The organism is Pantoea sp. SJZ147 (genome assembly GCF_007828605.1).
GTDB lineage: Bacteria > Pseudomonadota > Gammaproteobacteria > Enterobacterales > Enterobacteriaceae > Pantoea > Pantoea allii.
Window position 1 is genome coordinate 94,837 of record NZ_VIVB01000008.1, and the last position, 16,449, is coordinate 111,285.

The 16,449-nt window shown below is 49.4% G+C and carries 16 protein-coding genes and 3 pseudogenes; 7 read left to right on the plus strand and 12 right to left on the minus strand.

All coding sequences use genetic code 11. From position 1 onward, the window contains the following. Position 1: 1 nt before the first annotated feature. On the minus strand, positions 2–322 hold the full coding sequence (locus FBY13_RS13070; RefSeq protein ID WP_255474491.1) for a MarR family winged helix-turn-helix transcriptional regulator: 321 nt from the start codon (positions 320–322) through the stop codon (positions 2–4). A gap of 200 nt (positions 323–522) precedes the next feature. Between FBY13_RS13070 and FBY13_RS13075 the strand changes: the two genes are divergently transcribed. Continuing rightward, the gene (locus tag FBY13_RS13075) at positions 523–1,155 is read left to right on the plus strand and encodes an HPP family protein (RefSeq protein WP_145394361.1); all 633 of its coding nucleotides are present in this window, start codon (positions 523–525) and stop codon (positions 1,153–1,155) included. A 120-nt stretch (positions 1,156–1,275) separates the two neighbouring features. Here FBY13_RS13075 and FBY13_RS13080 read toward each other — a convergent pair whose 3' ends face one another. Next, positions 1,276–1,818: a chorismate mutase gene (locus FBY13_RS13080; protein ID WP_145394362.1), complete on the minus strand. Its 543-nt coding sequence runs from the start codon at positions 1,816–1,818 to the stop codon at positions 1,276–1,278. Between the two features lie 579 nt (positions 1,819–2,397). Here FBY13_RS13080 and FBY13_RS13085 point away from each other — a divergent pair. Then, positions 2,398–4,326: a methyl-accepting chemotaxis protein gene (locus FBY13_RS13085; protein WP_145394363.1), complete on the plus strand. Its 1,929-nt coding sequence runs from the start codon at positions 2,398–2,400 to the stop codon at positions 4,324–4,326. Positions 4,327–4,594: 268 nt separating this feature from the next. Here the strand turns inward: FBY13_RS13085 and arnF are convergent, their stop codons facing one another. From arnF to arnB, 7 genes are read right to left on the minus strand one after another with little or no spacing between them, the layout of a single operon-like run. Continuing rightward, positions 4,595–4,972, minus strand: a complete 378-nt coding sequence (arnF, locus tag FBY13_RS13090) for a 4-amino-4-deoxy-L-arabinose-phosphoundecaprenol flippase subunit ArnF (protein ID WP_145394364.1) — start codon at positions 4,970–4,972, stop codon at positions 4,595–4,597. Beyond that, a complete protein-coding gene (gene arnE, locus FBY13_RS13095; protein WP_063876905.1) occupies positions 4,969–5,292 on the minus strand; it encodes a 4-amino-4-deoxy-L-arabinose-phosphoundecaprenol flippase subunit ArnE in 324 nt (107 codons plus the stop codon). Before arnE ends, arnF begins: the two co-directional genes overlap by 4 nt. Before the next feature lie 2 nt (positions 5,293–5,294). Next, the gene (gene arnT / locus FBY13_RS13100) at positions 5,295–6,953 is read right to left on the minus strand and encodes a lipid IV(A) 4-amino-4-deoxy-L-arabinosyltransferase (RefSeq protein WP_145394365.1); all 1,659 of its coding nucleotides are present in this window, start codon (positions 6,951–6,953) and stop codon (positions 5,295–5,297) included. Between the two features lie 5 nt (positions 6,954–6,958). Continuing rightward, entirely contained in the window at positions 6,959–7,852 is an 894-nt protein-coding gene (arnD, locus tag FBY13_RS13105; RefSeq protein WP_063876907.1) for a 4-deoxy-4-formamido-L-arabinose-phosphoundecaprenol deformylase, read from the minus strand. Next, positions 7,849–9,831, minus strand: a complete 1,983-nt coding sequence (gene arnA / locus FBY13_RS13110; protein ID WP_063876908.1) for a bifunctional UDP-4-amino-4-deoxy-L-arabinose formyltransferase/UDP-glucuronic acid oxidase ArnA — start codon at positions 9,829–9,831, stop codon at positions 7,849–7,851. The genes arnD and arnA overlap by 4 nt, the downstream gene beginning before the upstream one ends. Next, positions 9,831–10,811: an undecaprenyl-phosphate 4-deoxy-4-formamido-L-arabinose transferase gene (gene arnC, locus FBY13_RS13115; RefSeq protein ID WP_096011598.1), complete on the minus strand. Its 981-nt coding sequence runs from the start codon at positions 10,809–10,811 to the stop codon at positions 9,831–9,833. Before arnC ends, arnA begins: the two co-directional genes overlap by 1 nt. After that, the gene (gene arnB / locus FBY13_RS13120) at positions 10,812–11,948 is read right to left on the minus strand and encodes a UDP-4-amino-4-deoxy-L-arabinose aminotransferase (RefSeq protein WP_145394366.1); all 1,137 of its coding nucleotides are present in this window, start codon (positions 11,946–11,948) and stop codon (positions 10,812–10,814) included. It lies immediately after the preceding gene. A gap of 540 nt (positions 11,949–12,488) precedes the next feature. On the opposite strand from arnB, the gene FBY13_RS13125 reads away from it, so the two are divergent. Then, positions 12,489–12,884, plus strand: a complete 396-nt coding sequence (locus FBY13_RS13125) for a VOC family protein (RefSeq protein WP_145394367.1) — start codon at positions 12,489–12,491, stop codon at positions 12,882–12,884. Positions 12,885–12,958: 74 nt separating this feature from the next. On the opposite strand, the pseudogene FBY13_RS13130 reads toward FBY13_RS13125, so the two are convergent. Next, positions 12,959–13,188, minus strand: a pseudogene (locus tag FBY13_RS13130) (hypothetical protein); the annotation flags it as partial. A 177-nt stretch (positions 13,189–13,365) separates the two neighbouring features. Here FBY13_RS13130 and FBY13_RS13135 point away from each other — a divergent pair. Beyond that, positions 13,366–13,650, plus strand: coding sequence for a hypothetical protein (locus FBY13_RS13135; protein WP_063876912.1), 285 nt, complete (start codon positions 13,366–13,368; stop codon positions 13,648–13,650). Between the two features lie 93 nt (positions 13,651–13,743). Here the strand turns inward: FBY13_RS13135 and FBY13_RS23905 are convergent, their stop codons facing one another. Continuing rightward, positions 13,744–14,289: a MipA/OmpV family protein gene (locus FBY13_RS23905; RefSeq protein WP_370513218.1), complete on the minus strand. Its 546-nt coding sequence runs from the start codon at positions 14,287–14,289 to the stop codon at positions 13,744–13,746. A 4-nt stretch (positions 14,290–14,293) separates the two neighbouring features. Next, positions 14,294–14,698: pseudogene (locus tag FBY13_RS23745) on the minus strand (DUF4158 domain-containing protein); the annotation flags it as partial. Between the two features lie 9 nt (positions 14,699–14,707). Between FBY13_RS23745 and FBY13_RS13155 the strand changes: the two are divergent. From FBY13_RS13155 to FBY13_RS13170, 3 genes and pseudogenes are all read left to right on the plus strand, one after another. After that, positions 14,708–14,896: pseudogene (locus tag FBY13_RS13155) on the plus strand (helix-turn-helix domain-containing protein); the annotation flags it as partial. A 35-nt stretch (positions 14,897–14,931) separates the two neighbouring features. Next, a complete protein-coding gene (locus FBY13_RS13160) occupies positions 14,932–15,624 on the plus strand; it encodes a hypothetical protein (RefSeq protein WP_145394369.1) in 693 nt (230 codons plus the stop codon). A gap of 235 nt (positions 15,625–15,859) precedes the next feature. Next, a complete protein-coding gene (locus FBY13_RS13170) occupies positions 15,860–16,339 on the plus strand; it encodes a type VI secretion system tube protein TssD (protein ID WP_063876917.1) in 480 nt (159 codons plus the stop codon). Positions 16,340–16,449 lie beyond the last annotated feature (110 nt).

A 16,449-nucleotide genomic window follows, 5' to 3' on the forward strand; every position in this document is an offset into this window, starting at 1 on the left:
TTTAGCCACCAAAATCATCGACCAGATTCACCAGCAAGGGCTTTAAGGTTTTCAACTCTTCTATATGCGCCAGAGACAGCGCCTCAAGCAAGACTTCTGCCTGAGGCGTTAATTTTAGGGCCATCCTACGTTGATCGGCGGCATCCGCTTCGCGGGTAATCAACCCCGCTTCCTCCAGCCGACTAATCAGTCCTGATGCGCTGTGTGGTTTTAAAATCAGCCGCTCGGCAACGTACCCCAACGCTGCGAGCCTGACTTTCACTAAACGCGATAAACGTGCGTAACGTCGCGCGGAAGTTTGCCAGTAAGGCGTAATCAGCATCTTTCATCTTCGGCTGTGACATGCAATAACCTTTTGTCATTTAATCCAGGTCGCGATGCGATGTAAGTTCCCCGCCTTTACCTTGCTCAGGAAGACATTATGCAGGAGCTCGCTGTGAATTACCTGCCAGGCTCAAATTAGCCGACCACACTGTAACGAAACGCGTCATTATACTGACTTTAAGGGGATTGCTGCCAGGCATGGGTGGTGCTTTCGGTGCCATTGCCTTGCTTAAGCTCATTGCACTGATGACGAATGTGTTCTGGTACAAACAGTTTTCATTTGCTGAAAACCCGATGTCGGGAAATGCCAACGCGCTGCATATTCTGGCCGCACCGTCTTATCATCGGTGTCATCGCACGCACATCGAGCAGGAATATACGACCGATACGCCAGAAACCACAAAAGCCCGGCAAATTATGTCAACGTCGCCCGCGACGTTGGATGCATCGCTCACGCTGAGTGAGGTCATTGAACGGATGTCAGATCGCCATGCACATCATCATTACCCGATGGTCGTGTTTTTATCTGTAGTGTCGCGTAAAGACAGGACTCACTGGCAAAGGCAGAACAAGTCACCAGACAGTCGTTGGCAAGATCTGGTGGAAGATGAAAAACCTGTCAGTATCTGCCCGGATACGTTGTGCAGCCAGATTGCAGATCAGGAAATCGGTATTGTCGTCGTGACGGTGCCACAATCTGGCAAGGTGGTTGGGGTGATCACGCGGCACGATATTTTCCGGGTACGTTATCTCGCCCGACAGGCTGAGCATGATAAGGCGCGCTATTTACGATTTAGGACAATAAGTGATAAGAGCCGCCAGGCTAATTAACCGGGCGACATTTTACGCTATCCGCCTTAACGGGCGGATAGCGTGTTAACGATGGCATTGCGAAAAGTATGAGAAGGCGTTCATAAGTATTCAACGTGCTTGTCGGCCCGTTGCGACGCGTTAGCCTTTGAGTTTGATTTGCTCAAGCCCCTGTAAAACGTGGTTGATATCGTTATCCGCCAGATGCTGGACGTTGAGTTGCTGATGCAGATGGGTCAGCTCATCTTTTGTGAAACCACCCTGTGACAGTTGCTGATTGATGGCTTGCAAAATTTGTCCGTCTAACAGATTAATTTGCTTCCTCAGGTCTGCCAGATCTTTTGCGGGCGGCACGGAATGAGGTGCGCCCAACCAGTCAGCCAGATAGCGATACTGAATCGCTTTGCTGGCATCCATTAAACCCTGAAAAAACACCGTTACGGACTGCGGATCAAGCCCGGCTTGTGCCGATTTCTCCTTGGCTTCTGCCAGTACATCCTGCTCTCGCGCCAGGTCTTCAATCGGCTTATTGTGGGTTTTTTTGAAGGCGGCGACATCCTTCATTAATAACATTCTCTCATGAAGCGCACGCGAGAGTTGCGAAACGGGTTCTGACGCCGACGGGGCCGCAGCAGCAGAGCCGCAAAAAATTAACGCAGCAAGAAGAAAGGTCATATATTGCATGTTTGGTTAGCCTGTTTCCAAATAGTTGAAAAAGATTAATCAGATTAAACGTCCCTCTCATTGATGGAGTGTCGGTGAAATATTATTTAATCTCTGTAATTAACTAATACAAATTATAACCAGAATGCTACATAACAGCTAACACATGTTAAGAGAGGTTAACGTATCTTTTGTGGATGATTCGGTTTCGCCAGTGATTATTAAGCCTTTAAGCTGTTAATTTACTGATGGAGCGCGGATTTATATTTATGTTATTGATATTAATATAATTATTAGTTGAGTTTCCGCTTAAAATCATATTAAATATTTATGCTTGCATTGGCCATAAATGTAAAAGTATGTCAGCAAAAATCCGCCATAAATTATTCGTTCCCTAACTATCCTGGCCCTTACTATTAACACCAAAGCCTGAAATAGCCATAAAAATCCACATAAATGCATCCATGTCACAATTGTGAATTTATATTTCAAAATGTCTTTAAAGTTTTCATTGTGGCAGTCGATAAGTTTTATTAAGCAGTGTGGTTTAAAAACAGGCTGCAAAATAATAATTCTGTATCGGCCTATCAGGGTGAAATTATGTCTATTACGCGTACGTTTTCCGATATGAAAATGGGTAAAAAGCTGGGATTGAGTTTTTGTGTGCTGATTGTTGCCACTCTGGCTATTGCTCTCTTAGCGTTCAAAGGCTTTCAAAGCATCAAAGAGAATGCAGCAAAACAAGATATTACTGTTGATATGGTCAATGCTCTCAGCAAGGCACGCACGAACCGTCTGCTGTATCAATATACTAAAGATGATCAATATGCTCAGGTTAACGCCAGTGCGCTCAACCAGCTAAGTACCCACTTTGATAAGCTGAAAAATTTTGACTGGAACACCGAAGGCAAAGAACAACTCAGTGTATTAGGCACTGCTATACAAAACTATCAGACGCTGCGGCAGGCATTTTACAGTGCGGCGAAAAGCTCCTCAGCGGCGGCTACGTTGATTCAGGATAATGATCTCCTCTCTCTTGGACAAAGCCTTGATGGGCTGAATCTTTCCGCTCAGCCCGAAGCGATGCTACAGGTATTGCGGTTGGCCTCACTCCTCAAGGAAATTGCGGGTGATGTAGAACGCTTTATTGATAAACCCAGTGAGTCCAGCAAGACCGAAATTTATGGCAACATTACCTCTGTCGAACAGATACGTGCTCAGCTGTTAGCGCTTTCTGTCCCCGAAATCCAGGCGGTGTTGAATACGCAAAAAACGGATTTAGCGAAACTTAAACAGGGTTTCGTGGATTACATTGCCGCCATGGGTAAGGAATCAACGGCATCGACGGAGCTCAGTGCTACAGCAGAAAAGCTGAATGGATATGTGGCTGGACTCTTTAACTATCAGGCGTCTGAATCCGCTGACGCATTACGTAGCGCTGAAAGCCAGATCGCAATCGTTGCGGCTATTTGTGTTCTGCTTAGCTTGTTAGTGGCCTGGCGCATCACCGTCTCAATTACTGTTCCGCTAAAAGAAACCCTGAGCGTTGCCCAGCGTATCTCTGAAGGCGATCTCACTGCTACGCTTTCAACCACGCGTCGTGATGAACTCGGGCAGTTAATGCAGGCCGTCAGTGTGATGAATGAGAGCCTGCAAAACATCATCACCAACGTGCGCGACGGTGTGAACAGCGTGGCACGCGCTTCCTCTGAGATCGCCGCCGGTAATATGGATTTGTCATCGCGCACTGAACAGCAGTCTGCTGCCGTGGTGCAAACTGCGGCCAGCATGGAAGAGTTAACCTCAACCGTGAAGCAAAATGCCGAGAACGCCCACCACGCCAGCCAACTGGCAACGGAAGCGTCTGTGAACGCTGGGCGAGGCGGTGACATCATCCGTAACGTTGTCACCACCATGCAAGGTATTACGACCAGTTCGGGTAAAATTGGTGAAATCATCAGCGTCATCAATGGGATTTCCTTCCAGACGAATATTCTGGCACTCAACGCGGCCGTTGAAGCGGCACGAGCCGGTGAACAGGGCCGTGGTTTTGCGGTCGTGGCAGGCGAAGTCAGAAACCTTGCTCAGCGCAGTTCCGTTGCGGCGAAGGAAATCGAAACACTGATTCGTGATTCGTTGAACCGCGTTAACGAAGGCTCAACGCTGGTCGATCAGGCGGGAAGCACAATGGATGAAATTGTGCTGTCTGTGACCCAGGTGAAAGACATCATGAGTGAAATTGCTGCAGCCTCCGATGAGCAAAACCGTGGAATATCGCAAATCGCTCAGGCCATGACGGAGATGGATACGACAACGCAGCAAAACGCCGCGCTGGTTGAAGAGTCTTCAGCCGCCGCCAGCTCGCTGGAATCTCAGGCGGAAGAGCTGGAGAAAACCGTCGCTGTCTTCCGTGTGCCTGCGAACAGAAGTGGTATGGCCATCAGCCACAGCGCACCGAAGTCTGCACCTAAGACGCTGATCTCTCCACGTCAGCCCAGCACGGCAGAAGGTAACTGGGAGACTTTCTGATCCTTGCTAAAACAAACGCCGGCTTTATGCCGGCGTTTACCTTCCTGACGCATCTACAGTCAGCATGACTGTCCAGTTCGTCTGATTCCCGTTGAACAAAGAAGATCAATCCCTTCTCTGCTTCATTCAGGCGAAAGCACCCTTCTCCATCCGAATATGCAGACTGCGCGGCCAAAGCGACGCTTTGCTCCCGCCATTTCGCACGCCTAATGATCCTGCCATTAGCCAACAGCAAGGCTGATTTATCTGCCGAGAGACAGAGCGGTGCTCAGCCTGTTTTTCCAGGTTTAACGCACATACAGAGTAATCCGGCCAATATCAGAAACACGCCCACCATCGCGCCTGCATGGAATGGCTCAGCGAACAGCGGAAGGCTGATAGCCAGGAGCCATACCAGTACGTAACTGATGCTTAGCAGCGGATAAGCCCGACTCAGCGGTAGATGGCGTAATGCTAAAAACCAGCACACCATTGAGCAGGCATAAGCCGTTAATCCGCCGCACAATACCAGCAGCGGTAGCCAGTGGAGGGAATAGTGCGTCATAAGCAGAGACAACGCGGGCAACTGGTGCATTGCCCAGCGCAGCATCAACTGAGCAACCGTCACCAGTAAAACGCTACACATTGCCAGCAGATAGCCCGTCATGCATAACTCCCTATGATAGCGACGCCCGCGACAATCAGGACGGTGCCAGCCCATTGCCAGCGGGTCATTTTTTCATGCCAGATAAAGCGTGCAGCCAGCGCCACTAAGATGAAGTTGATACTCAGCATCGGGTACGCCAGGCTTACCGGTAAACGCTGCAGCACCAACAACCAGACGATCATCCCCAGGCCCAACATCGCCAGGCTGGCAATCAGCCAGCCGGTGAGTTTAGCCCGGTTTGTTTGACGCGCCGCCTGCTTTTGGCAGAGCTGACCCGCGCAGGTCAGCAGGCTGGTCAGTAAGACCAACAACAGGCTCATGGCTACTCCGCCGCGTTATATTGCAGCAGAAGCATCCGACCGTTGCGATAAACGGCATCCGCTGGCGGCAAATCTGTTGGTGTGGCTTCTCCTCGATCCAGCATCATAATAAGCGAGACATTGCCCTGTTTACGGTGCGCCTGAAGCCACTGGGGGAAATCTTCGCTGCTGACATAGGCTGATCGTGCGTCAGGGAAGCTTAAGCCATATTGCAGTTCGCCTTTTTCACTGTATGCAATGATATCGCTGCGTTTCATTGTCCAGGCGATCGCCGATGACACACCCGAATTATCACTTAAGATATAGCGGCTGTTAGCAAGGCTGCTTTCAATACTGCGAATAAACACCTGCGGCTGCTTGGTATTTTCAACCCCTTCAGGGATGGCCGAGCCGACACACAGCGCCAACGTTAAAGGACACAGTGCCGCGGCCAGCCAACGATGTTGTGGCGATTTCAGGCTGAAAACGCCCACGATGGCCCAGCCGGCAAAGGACAGCACGGCCATCGTCAATGCCAGCAGTTGGTGTGAACCATAAAGAGGTCGATGGCTTAATCCCCAGGGCGCAAAGACCACTAACAACGCCACGACGCAGGCGCTACCAAAGAGGACATTGATCCACGCGTTGACTTTAAACACGCGCGTGTGATTGCGGGCCTTTTGCCAGGCATACTCAGCCATCAGCAAGGCCAGTGGCGCAAAGCAGGGCAAGATATACGTTGGCAGTTTGCCTTTTGCAATACTGAAAAACACCAGAGGAATAACAACCCAACTCAGAAGATAAACTGCACCCGGGGACTGTTTACGTTCACGCCAGCCCGACCGCAATGCCCCCGGCAGCAGCGCCAGCCAGGGAAGCGAGCCGGCAACCAGAACAGGCAGGTAATACCAGAAAGGGGCTTTGTGCTGCGCATTATCTTCGGCAAACCGCTGAATATGCTCAACCCAAAAGAAGTAATGCCAGAAATCAGGCTGCTGTTGCTGAATGGCTATCGCCCAGGGCGCGCTGATTAACGCCGCACTGATTATGGCAAGGGGGCCATAGATAATCAGTTCGCGGAAACGCTGATTCCAGACGGCCCACGGCAGGATAGCCAGTACCGGCACGGCCAGCGCCAGAAAACCTTTGGTCATAAAACCCATGCCGCAGGCCAGCCCCAACAACAGGTAACGTACGATACGTTGCCGGGTGTTTTGCGCCTCAGTGGCAAACCAGTAGCTGCACATGGCAGCCACCATCCACAGCGTCAGCATCGGGTCCAGCACAGCATAGCTGCCAATGCTGTAAACCAGAAGGGACGTTAAAAAGATGACGCTGCCCGTTAAAGCAACGCTATGCTGGACAAAAATACGGCATCCCAGCCAGTAAAGTAATACCGCGCTCATCAGCACAGAAAAGACGGAACCAATCCTGACCGCAAAGTTATTGTGACCAAAAATGGCCTGACCCACGGTATTGATCCAGTAACCCGCTATAGGTTTTTCAAAATAACGTAGACCAAAGAAGTGGGGCGTAATCCAGTTACCGTTTTGCAGCATTTCACGGCTGATCTCGGCATAGCGTGTTTCATCAGGCTGCCAGAGGTTACGGAACTCCAGAGGAACTAAATAATAGAGGATAAAAAGTGAAACCAGTAAAAGGGTCTTTTTGGTGGCAGTCATGGTGCTTACCTTGTTAAATTCTCACAACCCAACCAGCCTTCCCGGCCAGCGATATGACCACGAACAACCTTACCCACAGGTAAAGTATCAAGGTCTTCAGGTAAGAGTTCGCTCAGCGGACAAAACTGTATTCCTTGCGCACGGGCACGCTGCAACAACGTATCAAAAGCATCAAGCTGACTGATACCTTCCACTTCGGCATGAATGGTATAAACCGGCGTGCCCTGATCAGCCTGGATTTTTTCCAGAATATAATCGTTGAAACGCTCGGCACTGAGCGTGGGTCCGACCACTTCATCCCATGTCGGTAACGTGACGGGGATCTGGACCGTACCCAGTTCGCCGTTTCTTAACTGCGGTCGAAAGGGTGCCGTCCCGCGACAGTCGCTGTTGTACTGAAAGCCAAAGGTTTCTTTAGCCTGAATAACCCGACCATCTGCCCGCCAGCCAGCCACTGCTGAGCAGGTCACTGGCTGACCGGTTATCGCCTCCAGCGCGTCGCGGCCCATGGCAATCTGCTGAATGAGCTGCGGCTCTTTCCAGACGCCGGCCCAGGTTTGCCAGGCAAAATGATCCCAGGCATGCAGACCGACCTCATGGCGATCGGCGGTTGAGCGAATGATATCGCTCATCCCTGCCCCGATCCGCTTTCCTGGCCAGGCCGTTCCGGCTAACAGAATGTCCCAGCCATAAAGTGATGCTGCGCGTGAGCGCAGCATTTTCCACAGAAAGCGCGGTTTCATCAGACGCCATAAATGGCGTCCCATGTTGTCGGGTCCGACACTAAAGAAAAACGACGCCTGAAGATCATGTTTATTGAACAGATCCAGGAGCGCGGGGACGCCAAGTTTTGTCCCGCGCCAGGTATCTACATCAACACGCAGACCAACTTTCTTCATTCCTTGTCGTCCTGAAGCTCAACGGTACGCAGGAAGAAGTCGAGTGTGTTATCAATCGTGGTGTTCATTTCCACGGTTGGTGTCCAGCCGAGCAGGCGTTTTGCATTACGGATGGATGGCTTACGGTGTTCAACATCCTGATAGCCCTTACCGTAATAGCTGCTGCTTTCCACTTCACGGAAACCGGCAAACGGTGGGAAGCTGGCACGCAGCGGATGACGTTCAAAGCTTTCCAGCAGGCGTTCGGCCAGCTCTTTGATACTCGCTTCGTTATCCGGATTACCGATGTTGATGATTTGTCCGTCGCAATTATTGTTTTTGTTCTCAATAATTTTAAACAGCGCTTCTACACCATCGCTGATATCGGTAAAGCAACGTTTCTGACGGCCACCATCAAACAGCTTGATCGGCGATCCTTCCACCAGGTTTAAGATCAGTTGTGTGATGGCGCGTGAACTGCCGATGCGCGCCGCATTCAGGTTGTCCAGGCGCGGGCCCATCCAGTTGAAAGGACGGAACAGGGTAAAGCGTAGCCCTTGTTTTTCACCATAAGCCCAGATGACGCGGTCCAGCAGCTGCTTGGAAACGGAGTAAATCCAGCGCTGTTTATTAATCGGACCCACAACCAGATTGGAGTGATCCTCATCGAAGTTTGCATCGGTACACATGCCGTACACTTCAGACGTCGATGGGAAAATGATGCGTTTGCCGTACTTGACACAGTCACGCACGATTTTGAGGTTTTCTTCAAAATCCAGCTCGAAAACGCGCAGCGGGTTACGGGTATATTCGATCGGTGTCGCGATGGCCACTAATGGCAGGATGACATCACATTTTTTGATGTGATATTCGATCCATTCAGAGTGAATACTGATATCGCCTTCAACGAACTGGAAGCGCGGATGACCGACAAAGCGGCTAATCGCATCTGAACCGATATCCAGGCCAAACACTTCAAAGTTATCGTCCTGCAACAGACGCTCGGTCAGATGATTACCGATAAAGCCGTTTACGCCCAGAATCAATACACGCGTACGACGTTTAACGGCTGCAACGGCCTGGGAATACAGCAGCGCGCCATTCACCATGCCAAGATGCTGAGCCAGCTGGATACCGTTCATGTAAACGCTATTGGCGGTCTGTCCGGTCTGAATCTCCAGTGCGCCCTCACCGCAAGCGACAACGAAAGGCTCCGCAGACAGCACGGTGCCAGGACGGACATTATGCGCAGTAGATAATACTTTTGCTTTCCAGACCACGAATTTGGTGGTGCCAGCAAAAGCAAAGGCACCCGGCCATGGGTCAGTTACCGCACGAACCAGATTATTGATTTGGCTGGCTGGCAATGCCCAGTTAATCCGACCATCTTCAGGCGTGCGGCGACCCACTACGGTGGCTTCCGCTTCATTTTGCGCAGTGCCGACGATATTGCCCTGCTTCATGGCAGGCAACGCGCTTTCCAGCAGCTCAGTGGCGCAGTCGACCAGTTTGCGGTGCAGCGTTAGTGCGTTATCTTCATCGGCGATGGCGACACGCTGCTGAGCAATGATCTCGCCCGCATCCGCTTTTTTAACCATGCGGTGTAAGGTGACACCGGTTTCGGTTTCTCCGTTAACCAGCGCCCAGTTTAACGGTGCGCGTCCGCGATATTTTGGCAGCAGTGAACCGTGAAGGTTAAAGGCACCCTGCTTCGCACTGTTCAGAATCTGATCGCACAGCAGGTTACGGTAATAGAAAGAGAAAATCACATCGGGTTCAGACGATTTGATGCGATCGATCCACAGAGGATGGTTAACTTCATCCGGAGCATAAACCGGGATAGAATTTTCAGCCGCGATTCGCGCCACTGAGCCAAAAAAGTGATTTTCTGACGCCGTGTCGGCATGGGTATAGATGGCGCTGATGGTGTAACCTGCTTTCAACAGCGCATTGATGCCCGCACAACCCATGTCGTGATAAGCGAAGACGATAGTTTTCATTACTCGGTTTCCTGTACAGAACGGTCTTTCTGAGGATTGATAACACGTTGAATAAAATAGCGAGGTCTGGCACGGACATCGTTGTAGATACGGCCGATATATTCGCCAAGCAGCCCCATGCCAATAAACTGTGCACCTATGAAGATGAACAGCACGGCAAACAGCATAAAGACGCCATCACCAGCCCAGGCTGCGCCAAAGCACAAACGCAGCAGAATCAACACCAGGGAAAAGGCAAACCCCGTCAGCGCGATCAGGCTGCCGAGGACGCTCAGCATGCGCAGTGGTGTGGTGGTGAGGCAGGTCACCAGGTCATACATCAGGTTAATTAAGCGCATAAAGCTGTATTTTGAATCGCCATGCTCACGCTCAGCGTGCGTCACGGGTAATTCAATGGTGCGCCGTGCAAAGGTGTTAGCCAGAATCGGAATGAACGTACTGCGTTCGTGGCAATTCAGCATGGCATCGATAATGTGGCGGCGGTAAGCCCGGAGCATGCAGCCATAATCGCCCATCGATTTGCCGGTCACGCGCTGAATCATCTGATTGATAGTGCGTGAGGCCTGACGACGGAACCAGCTGTCCTGGCGGTTCTGGCGCACGGTTCCCACAACGTCATAGCCTTCCTGAGCGGCAGCAACCAGACGCGGGATCTCTTCAGGGGGATTCTGTAAATCTGCATCCAGCGTGATAATCAAATCACCGCTGACATGGCTGAAGCCCGCCATAATGGCAGAGTGCTGACCGTAATTTCGGTTAAGCAACACAGCCACAATATGGCTGTCCGGCAGTGAAGCTGCATCCGCAATCATCACGGCGGAGGCGTCCTGGCTACCGTCATCGACCAGCAGGATTTCATAGTCCAGATTAAGGGTTTTGCAGGCGTCATTGGTACGCTGAATCAACGCCGGTAAACTCTCCTGCTCGTTATAGACCGGGATAACCACCGATACTTTTTCAATCTCTTTATCGTCGAACATTTAAACCCCAGTCAGTCCACGTAGTGCGCTGATAACGCGTTCAACGTCATCGTCGGTCATGTCGGGAAACAACGGAATCGAACATATACGCTCGCTGTTCCACTCAGTGGCGGGCAGTGATAGGTGCGGATAGTGTTCACGGTAATATTTGTGAGTATGCGCCGCCCGGAAATGGAGACCGGTTCCAATGTCCTGCTCTTTAAGCTTCTGCATCAGCGCATCACGAGAGAAACCGCATGCCTGCTCATCAACACGAATGATGAACAGATGCCAGGCATGTTGATGCTGCCAGGCTGGCGGAACCAGCGGTTTGAACGGCGTGTCTTTGAGCGCCTCCAGATAGCGTTGCGCAATGGCCGCACGGCGCTGGTTAATTTCAGGCAACTTTTCGAGCTGGACCAGCGCAATAGCTGCGCTGATATCAGGCAGGTTGTATTTGAACCCAGGCATGATGACTTCAGCCTGTGGCTGACGGCCGTGGGTTTGTCTGTCAAAGGCATCAACGCCAAGACCATGAAACTTCAGGCTGCGAATTCGATCGGCAAGCGCGGCATCATCCGTGACGACCAGCCCACCCTCAGCACAGGTCATATTCTTGATTGCGTGGAAAGAAAAAATCGCATTGCCATGTCCACCAACATGCTGGCCTTTGTAGTAAGTGCCTGCGGCATGTGCGGCGTCTTCGATGACCGGAATCCCGTGGCGTTTACCGATAGCATAAATGGCATCGATGTCGACAGGCGCGCCGGCGTAATGGACAGGAATGATGGCTTTGGTCTTAGGGGTTATCGCCGCTTCAATGGCCTCAGGCGTTACCATCAGATTATCAACGTCGATATCAATCATTACCGGGGTTGCGCCCAGCAAGGTAATAATGTTCAGAGTAGAAACCCAGGTCAGCGAAGGGGTAATGACCTCATCACCTGCCTTGATGCCCAGCGCCATTAACATCACGTGCATACCTGCTGTTGCAGACGTCACGGCAATAGCATGTTGATTCCCGGTCAGCTGGCAGAATGCACGTTCCAGTTCGGCACATTTTGGCCCGGTAGTAATCCATCCAGATGCAAACACATCACGCACTGCAGACAGTTCAGCTTCACCCAAAGAAGGTCGTGAAAACGGAAGAAATGCCATTAAGTAATATCCTTAAACTGTTTTGCAATTTTTCCAGAAAATTGAGCGCAATTTTGAAATAAAATAATGAACAAAATGTCGTTTAACGTTCATCAAAAATCGCCAAAATCTGCGAAAAACATGCAAAATCATTAAAATCTGCCTGGTGAAATAAATTATTAGCAAAACCTTTATTTCATACCGGTATCAAATCATACGCCCGCAACCTTAACCGAACATTAAACACCTTATGTAATTAACAAATTGACATGATATTTATCACTTTTACCAGACTAATCACTTTAAATAAACAGATATGTTTGACAGTTGCGTGAAGGTACTAAAAAGAGGTTTTTGAGGAGCGGGTTCAGTATGTGCGGTGGTTGACAGAGGCTTTCATATCGTTGAAAGTTAGACGGCAGAATCCTGTTGTTATTTAAACGGATAGCGTTGTGACAATTGCTGAAAAAAAACGCATGTCGCATTATTTTATTTATTTACATAAAGTTACCCGTAACCATGTGCGCCGAAAACGCAGTTGATACTCTCTACTGGAACCCTATGGTTCCCGAGCTGACCGTCGCGGACTTTGCCGCGTCTTATGCTTTTTATGTTGACGTTATCGGCTGGGAAGTCAGGATAAGACGAGTTCAGCCGGACTTCGCCTATTTGTGTTATGGTGAAGCACAGTTAATGATTGAGCAGATGCATGAAGAAGGCTGGCAGACCGCAAAATTGGCCCGACCTCTGGGACGGGGGATCAATTTTCAGATTGAAGTAGCGGATATCGACACGCTCTACAATCGACTGCTTACGCACGGAACGCCCCTCTTTCGTCCCCTGCGCGAAAATTGTTATCACACCGGCGCTCAATATGAATGTCAGAAAGAATTCCTGGTTCAGGACCCCGACGGCTATCTTCTGCGATTTTGTCAGCCTGGCGGTGGATCACCTTAGCCGTTAAACGCACGGACTTTCAGCAGACGCAGCACTGAAATTCGAGGTTAGCGCAAACGTCATATCATCACGCAGGTCACTGCGACGTTGTCGTTCTCAGCAGCAAATTTTTCACCGCAGTTAAATCCTCCCAGTACGTCGCCAGGAAGAAGTGTTGCCACTCTCCCTGTGTTTCCTGATAGACGAATGCGGCTTTGTTTCCCGATGTCGCGCTGGCGTGTTCAACGCCGGTCCTTTGAAGATGTCTGGCAAACCCTTCTGCATGTTTTAACGGAACGCATCCGTGCCACGTTCTTACAATCATCGTTTTCTCCTTAAAAGCCGTCTTCATTTGAGGATAATGCGTTGATTTTATACAACAGAATGGAATGTCAGGTAAAAAATTTGTCCGGCGGTGGCACAAATCCTAATTTGTTCTACAGTTACTGGCCCGACCAGGGATAACGACATTAATCATAGTAATAACAGAACGGTAACAAATATGGAATTGAGTAAGTTTGAGGTCAGAACAGGCCTGTGGCCACACATGCATTTCACCGATATTGAGTACGATCAGCGCGGCAGTAGCTATGAAATTTACGCCACTGATGTGACCCATCAAACCAAGAGCAAGCTGTTTATTTGCCGTACAGTTGATGAACAACAGGCGAGACTGCTGGCTGAACAGTTCAAAATCTGGCTGCCTAAAATCAATAGCAGAAAGCGCAAAGCCGCTTCAAAAACATCCCCGACAGGCTATGAACGTGTGGCATGCCATAAAGGCTGAAGCTTTTACTCGCCTGTTTCAACGGTTTAGTTAATCGTCACAGGATATGATGGACCAGTAGCAGTCAGGTTTATGCTGTTGGTCCAAACGCTATCAGAAAGAATAGGTTATCGCCGCCGTCAGAGAGGCATCATTGTGACGGAATACCACAGGACTGTCCGCAGCATTTTTATCCAGCCAACGATAGTCGCCGATTAAACTGGTTCCCCATCCTGACGCAAACTGGTGACTCCACGTTACGCTGGTATCCGTACCGTAAAAACCCCCCTTGGCACTGTACTGACTGTATCCGCTACGGGCATGTTGATCCGCATTAAGGGTTGTGAGCCGGAAGCCGACAAAATTTTGCGGGCTTGCCATACGGCATTTGCGGGTCAGGGCACCCTGAGTAATGTCTTTCATCCCCAGCGTGGAGACAACCTGGTCCAGATGAAGTTTCTCATCGATGATAACGTTCTGATTTATCTGGCCTAAAGGCTGGATAAGACATCTTTTATAACGTTCTGGATCATCCGCGCAGAAGAGTGAGTTCAGTGCACTTTGTGTTTCTGTATCGCGGAAAGGCGCTAACGTTCGTTGACAGCGCTTTACTGATGATTTTCTGAAGCGTTGAATATCCTGGCCGGACAGTTTTCTCATTCAGCCAGCAGATAAGTTCGGTGGCAACAAATCCAGGAGTAATATCACGACGCACAATCTGCGCTGCACGGGCATCCAACTGTGGACCAACGGAGCCTGACCACTGATGGGACCCAAAGAAGTCGGTAGTAAGCTTACGCTGGGCGTAATATTGATGACCGGTAATGATTTTGTCGGTGAGTGATACTTAACGAAAGTAACGCTGAATCATAAAATCGAAATCACTTTCCACATCCTTCGGTAGAAAATGAAAGAAAGCATGTTTGGCCTTAAAATAACTCGTCTGCAGGATACAATAAATTTGCGCCAGTATTCCGGGGCGGCTGGTTGCGAGCGCCAGCTCATCTGACGTAAGCGACAAATACTCCAGTTGCTGGCCTTCATCAAAATCAGGCCATACAGTGCGCATTTTTCTGCACGCGAAGGTATGGCCATCGCCAGGGCAAAAGGGAAACGGCGAGGAAAACAGCCAAAGTTGTCAGATAAACAGCAAAAAGAACTTTGCAGGATGCACGGAAGCGGTGAGTACTCAATAAGCGATCTGGCCGAATTATTTTCCGTTTCGCTGCCGACTGTTTATCGGACGCTTTCCCCTGGACAAAAATGAGCAAGAGGATTTAATGAAATAAGCAAGGAGCAGTTATGTACTACAGCAATGAAGTTATCAGCTATTTTCAGGCTAATAAAATTCTTGCGTTAAAACTCGACCATGCATTAGCGGGTGCAGGAAAAGCCGTATCAAATCAGATTGAGACGATCGCTGCAGGTGCAACGCGAGCACTGTATTACACATCCTGTTTTACTGATGAATATCAGGATGTCTGCCAGAAACAAAAGACCGAAGACATTCGATTCAAAAACAGCGTTATTTATCTTTTGCAACATGGCAATGTTGCGTATGACATGTTTAAAATATATTTCGAAGAAATATTTAAATATAAAACCCCCGATCAACTGGAGCGCATCAAACAAATGCTTATGGCTGTTAATATCCATATTGCCGCCAGTTCACTCACAAACGCTGGATTTGCTCTGGCAACAGCATCATTTGTCGCAGCAGGCATGAATCTAAGTCTTGAACTCAGTGCACTGGCAGGGCGAAGAGCGGGCGAGGTTGTAGGGGCTATTGGGATATACGGCGTGGTACAGAAAGCGGCAGATAGTGCCCATCGCCTACACGTCCAATACCCAGCCTATTACTCTGCACTCTACATGCAACAACTAGAAATGATGTACTTCCTCATAGAGCCATTGTTTGAGCGGGCTGAGGCGTTTAAAGCACAATGGGCATCGGATGATGATATTGCAGCTATCATCACCAGGATGATTCGATAATCATGATGAATCTTATTAAAAGGTTTTTCAGACGGGTATTCAGATCATTGATCTCGTATTATGGCCCGTCAGTGCTGACAATAATTTTCGCTTTAGTTCAGGGTTTGTTTTTTCCTGACAGCCCAATCTGGCTTATCCCCGTATTTTTTGTATTTGTGATGGTTGTTTTATCAATATGTGAGATTGTAAAGTTCAAACGTTAGCATCATCGTAAATTTATTTATAAGGAAATAATATGTCTACACCCGCACATTTATGGCTTGAAGATGAGAACGGATCTCCGATAGTCGGTAGTTGCATGATGCCACTCCGTCTGGGTTCTATCGAGTTAAAATCATTCTCTCACGGTGTCACTATTCCAGTTGACCCAAGCTGGGGAAAACTTACCGGAACGCGCGTTCATAGTCCGATCACGATAGTGAAAGAATTTGACCAAACGACACCTATTTTGTATCGCGCCGTCTGTGAAGGCCGCACATTGAAAAAAGCAACGATCAAGATGTACCGAATACTGGAATCGGGCATTGAGTCTGAATATTTCAATATCATCCTGGAAAACGTCAAAATCACGACAGTTTCCCCTTACCTTGCCCCTACAGGTATGAGCAGCACCCATCTGGAAACACTCGAATTACGTTATGAGGCAATTACCTGGAAGTATACGGAGGGTAATATTATCTACAGAGACTCATGGAACGATCGTTGTCGTGCCTGATGACGAGGGGCGCCAAAGGAGGCAATTGCCTCCTTTGGTTCTAGCCAGAACACTTAACGTCAGCATTAAACTGACCATGTGAAGCGCATGTTTTCCGGTTATTATCACTT

Bases quoted from the DNA above. Each gene is read 5' to 3' on its own strand.
- FBY13_RS13070 (WP_255474491.1), bottom strand. From the start codon at position 322: ATGCTGATTACGCCTTACTGGCAAACTTCCGCGCGACGTTACGCACGT.
- FBY13_RS13075 (WP_145394361.1), top strand. From the start codon at position 523: ATGGGTGGTGCTTTCGGTGCCATTGCCTTGCTTAAGCTCATTGCACTG.
- FBY13_RS13080 (WP_145394362.1), bottom strand. From the start codon at position 1,818: ATGCAATATATGACCTTTCTTCTTGCTGCGTTAATTTTTTGCGGCTCT.
- FBY13_RS13085 (WP_145394363.1), top strand. From the start codon at position 2,398: ATGTCTATTACGCGTACGTTTTCCGATATGAAAATGGGTAAAAAGCTG.
- arnF (WP_145394364.1), bottom strand. From the start codon at position 4,972: ATGACGGGCTATCTGCTGGCAATGTGTAGCGTTTTACTGGTGACGGTT.
- arnE (WP_063876905.1), bottom strand. From the start codon at position 5,292: ATGAGCCTGTTGTTGGTCTTACTGACCAGCCTGCTGACCTGCGCGGGT.
- arnT (WP_145394365.1), bottom strand. From the start codon at position 6,953: ATGACTGCCACCAAAAAGACCCTTTTACTGGTTTCACTTTTTATCCTC.
- arnD (WP_063876907.1), bottom strand. From the start codon at position 7,852: ATGAAGAAAGTTGGTCTGCGTGTTGATGTAGATACCTGGCGCGGGACA.
- arnA (WP_063876908.1), bottom strand. From the start codon at position 9,831: ATGAAAACTATCGTCTTCGCTTATCACGACATGGGTTGTGCGGGCATC.
- arnC (WP_096011598.1), bottom strand. From the start codon at position 10,811: ATGTTCGACGATAAAGAGATTGAAAAAGTATCGGTGGTTATCCCGGTC.
- arnB (WP_145394366.1), bottom strand. From the start codon at position 11,948: ATGGCATTTCTTCCGTTTTCACGACCTTCTTTGGGTGAAGCTGAACTG.
- FBY13_RS13125 (WP_145394367.1), top strand. From the start codon at position 12,489: ATGGTTCCCGAGCTGACCGTCGCGGACTTTGCCGCGTCTTATGCTTTT.
- FBY13_RS13135 (WP_063876912.1), top strand. From the start codon at position 13,366: ATGGAATTGAGTAAGTTTGAGGTCAGAACAGGCCTGTGGCCACACATG.
- FBY13_RS23905 (WP_370513218.1), bottom strand. From the start codon at position 14,289: ATGAGAAAACTGTCCGGCCAGGATATTCAACGCTTCAGAAAATCATCA.
- FBY13_RS13160 (WP_145394369.1), top strand. From the start codon at position 14,932: ATGTACTACAGCAATGAAGTTATCAGCTATTTTCAGGCTAATAAAATT.
- FBY13_RS13170 (WP_063876917.1), top strand. From the start codon at position 15,860: ATGTCTACACCCGCACATTTATGGCTTGAAGATGAGAACGGATCTCCG.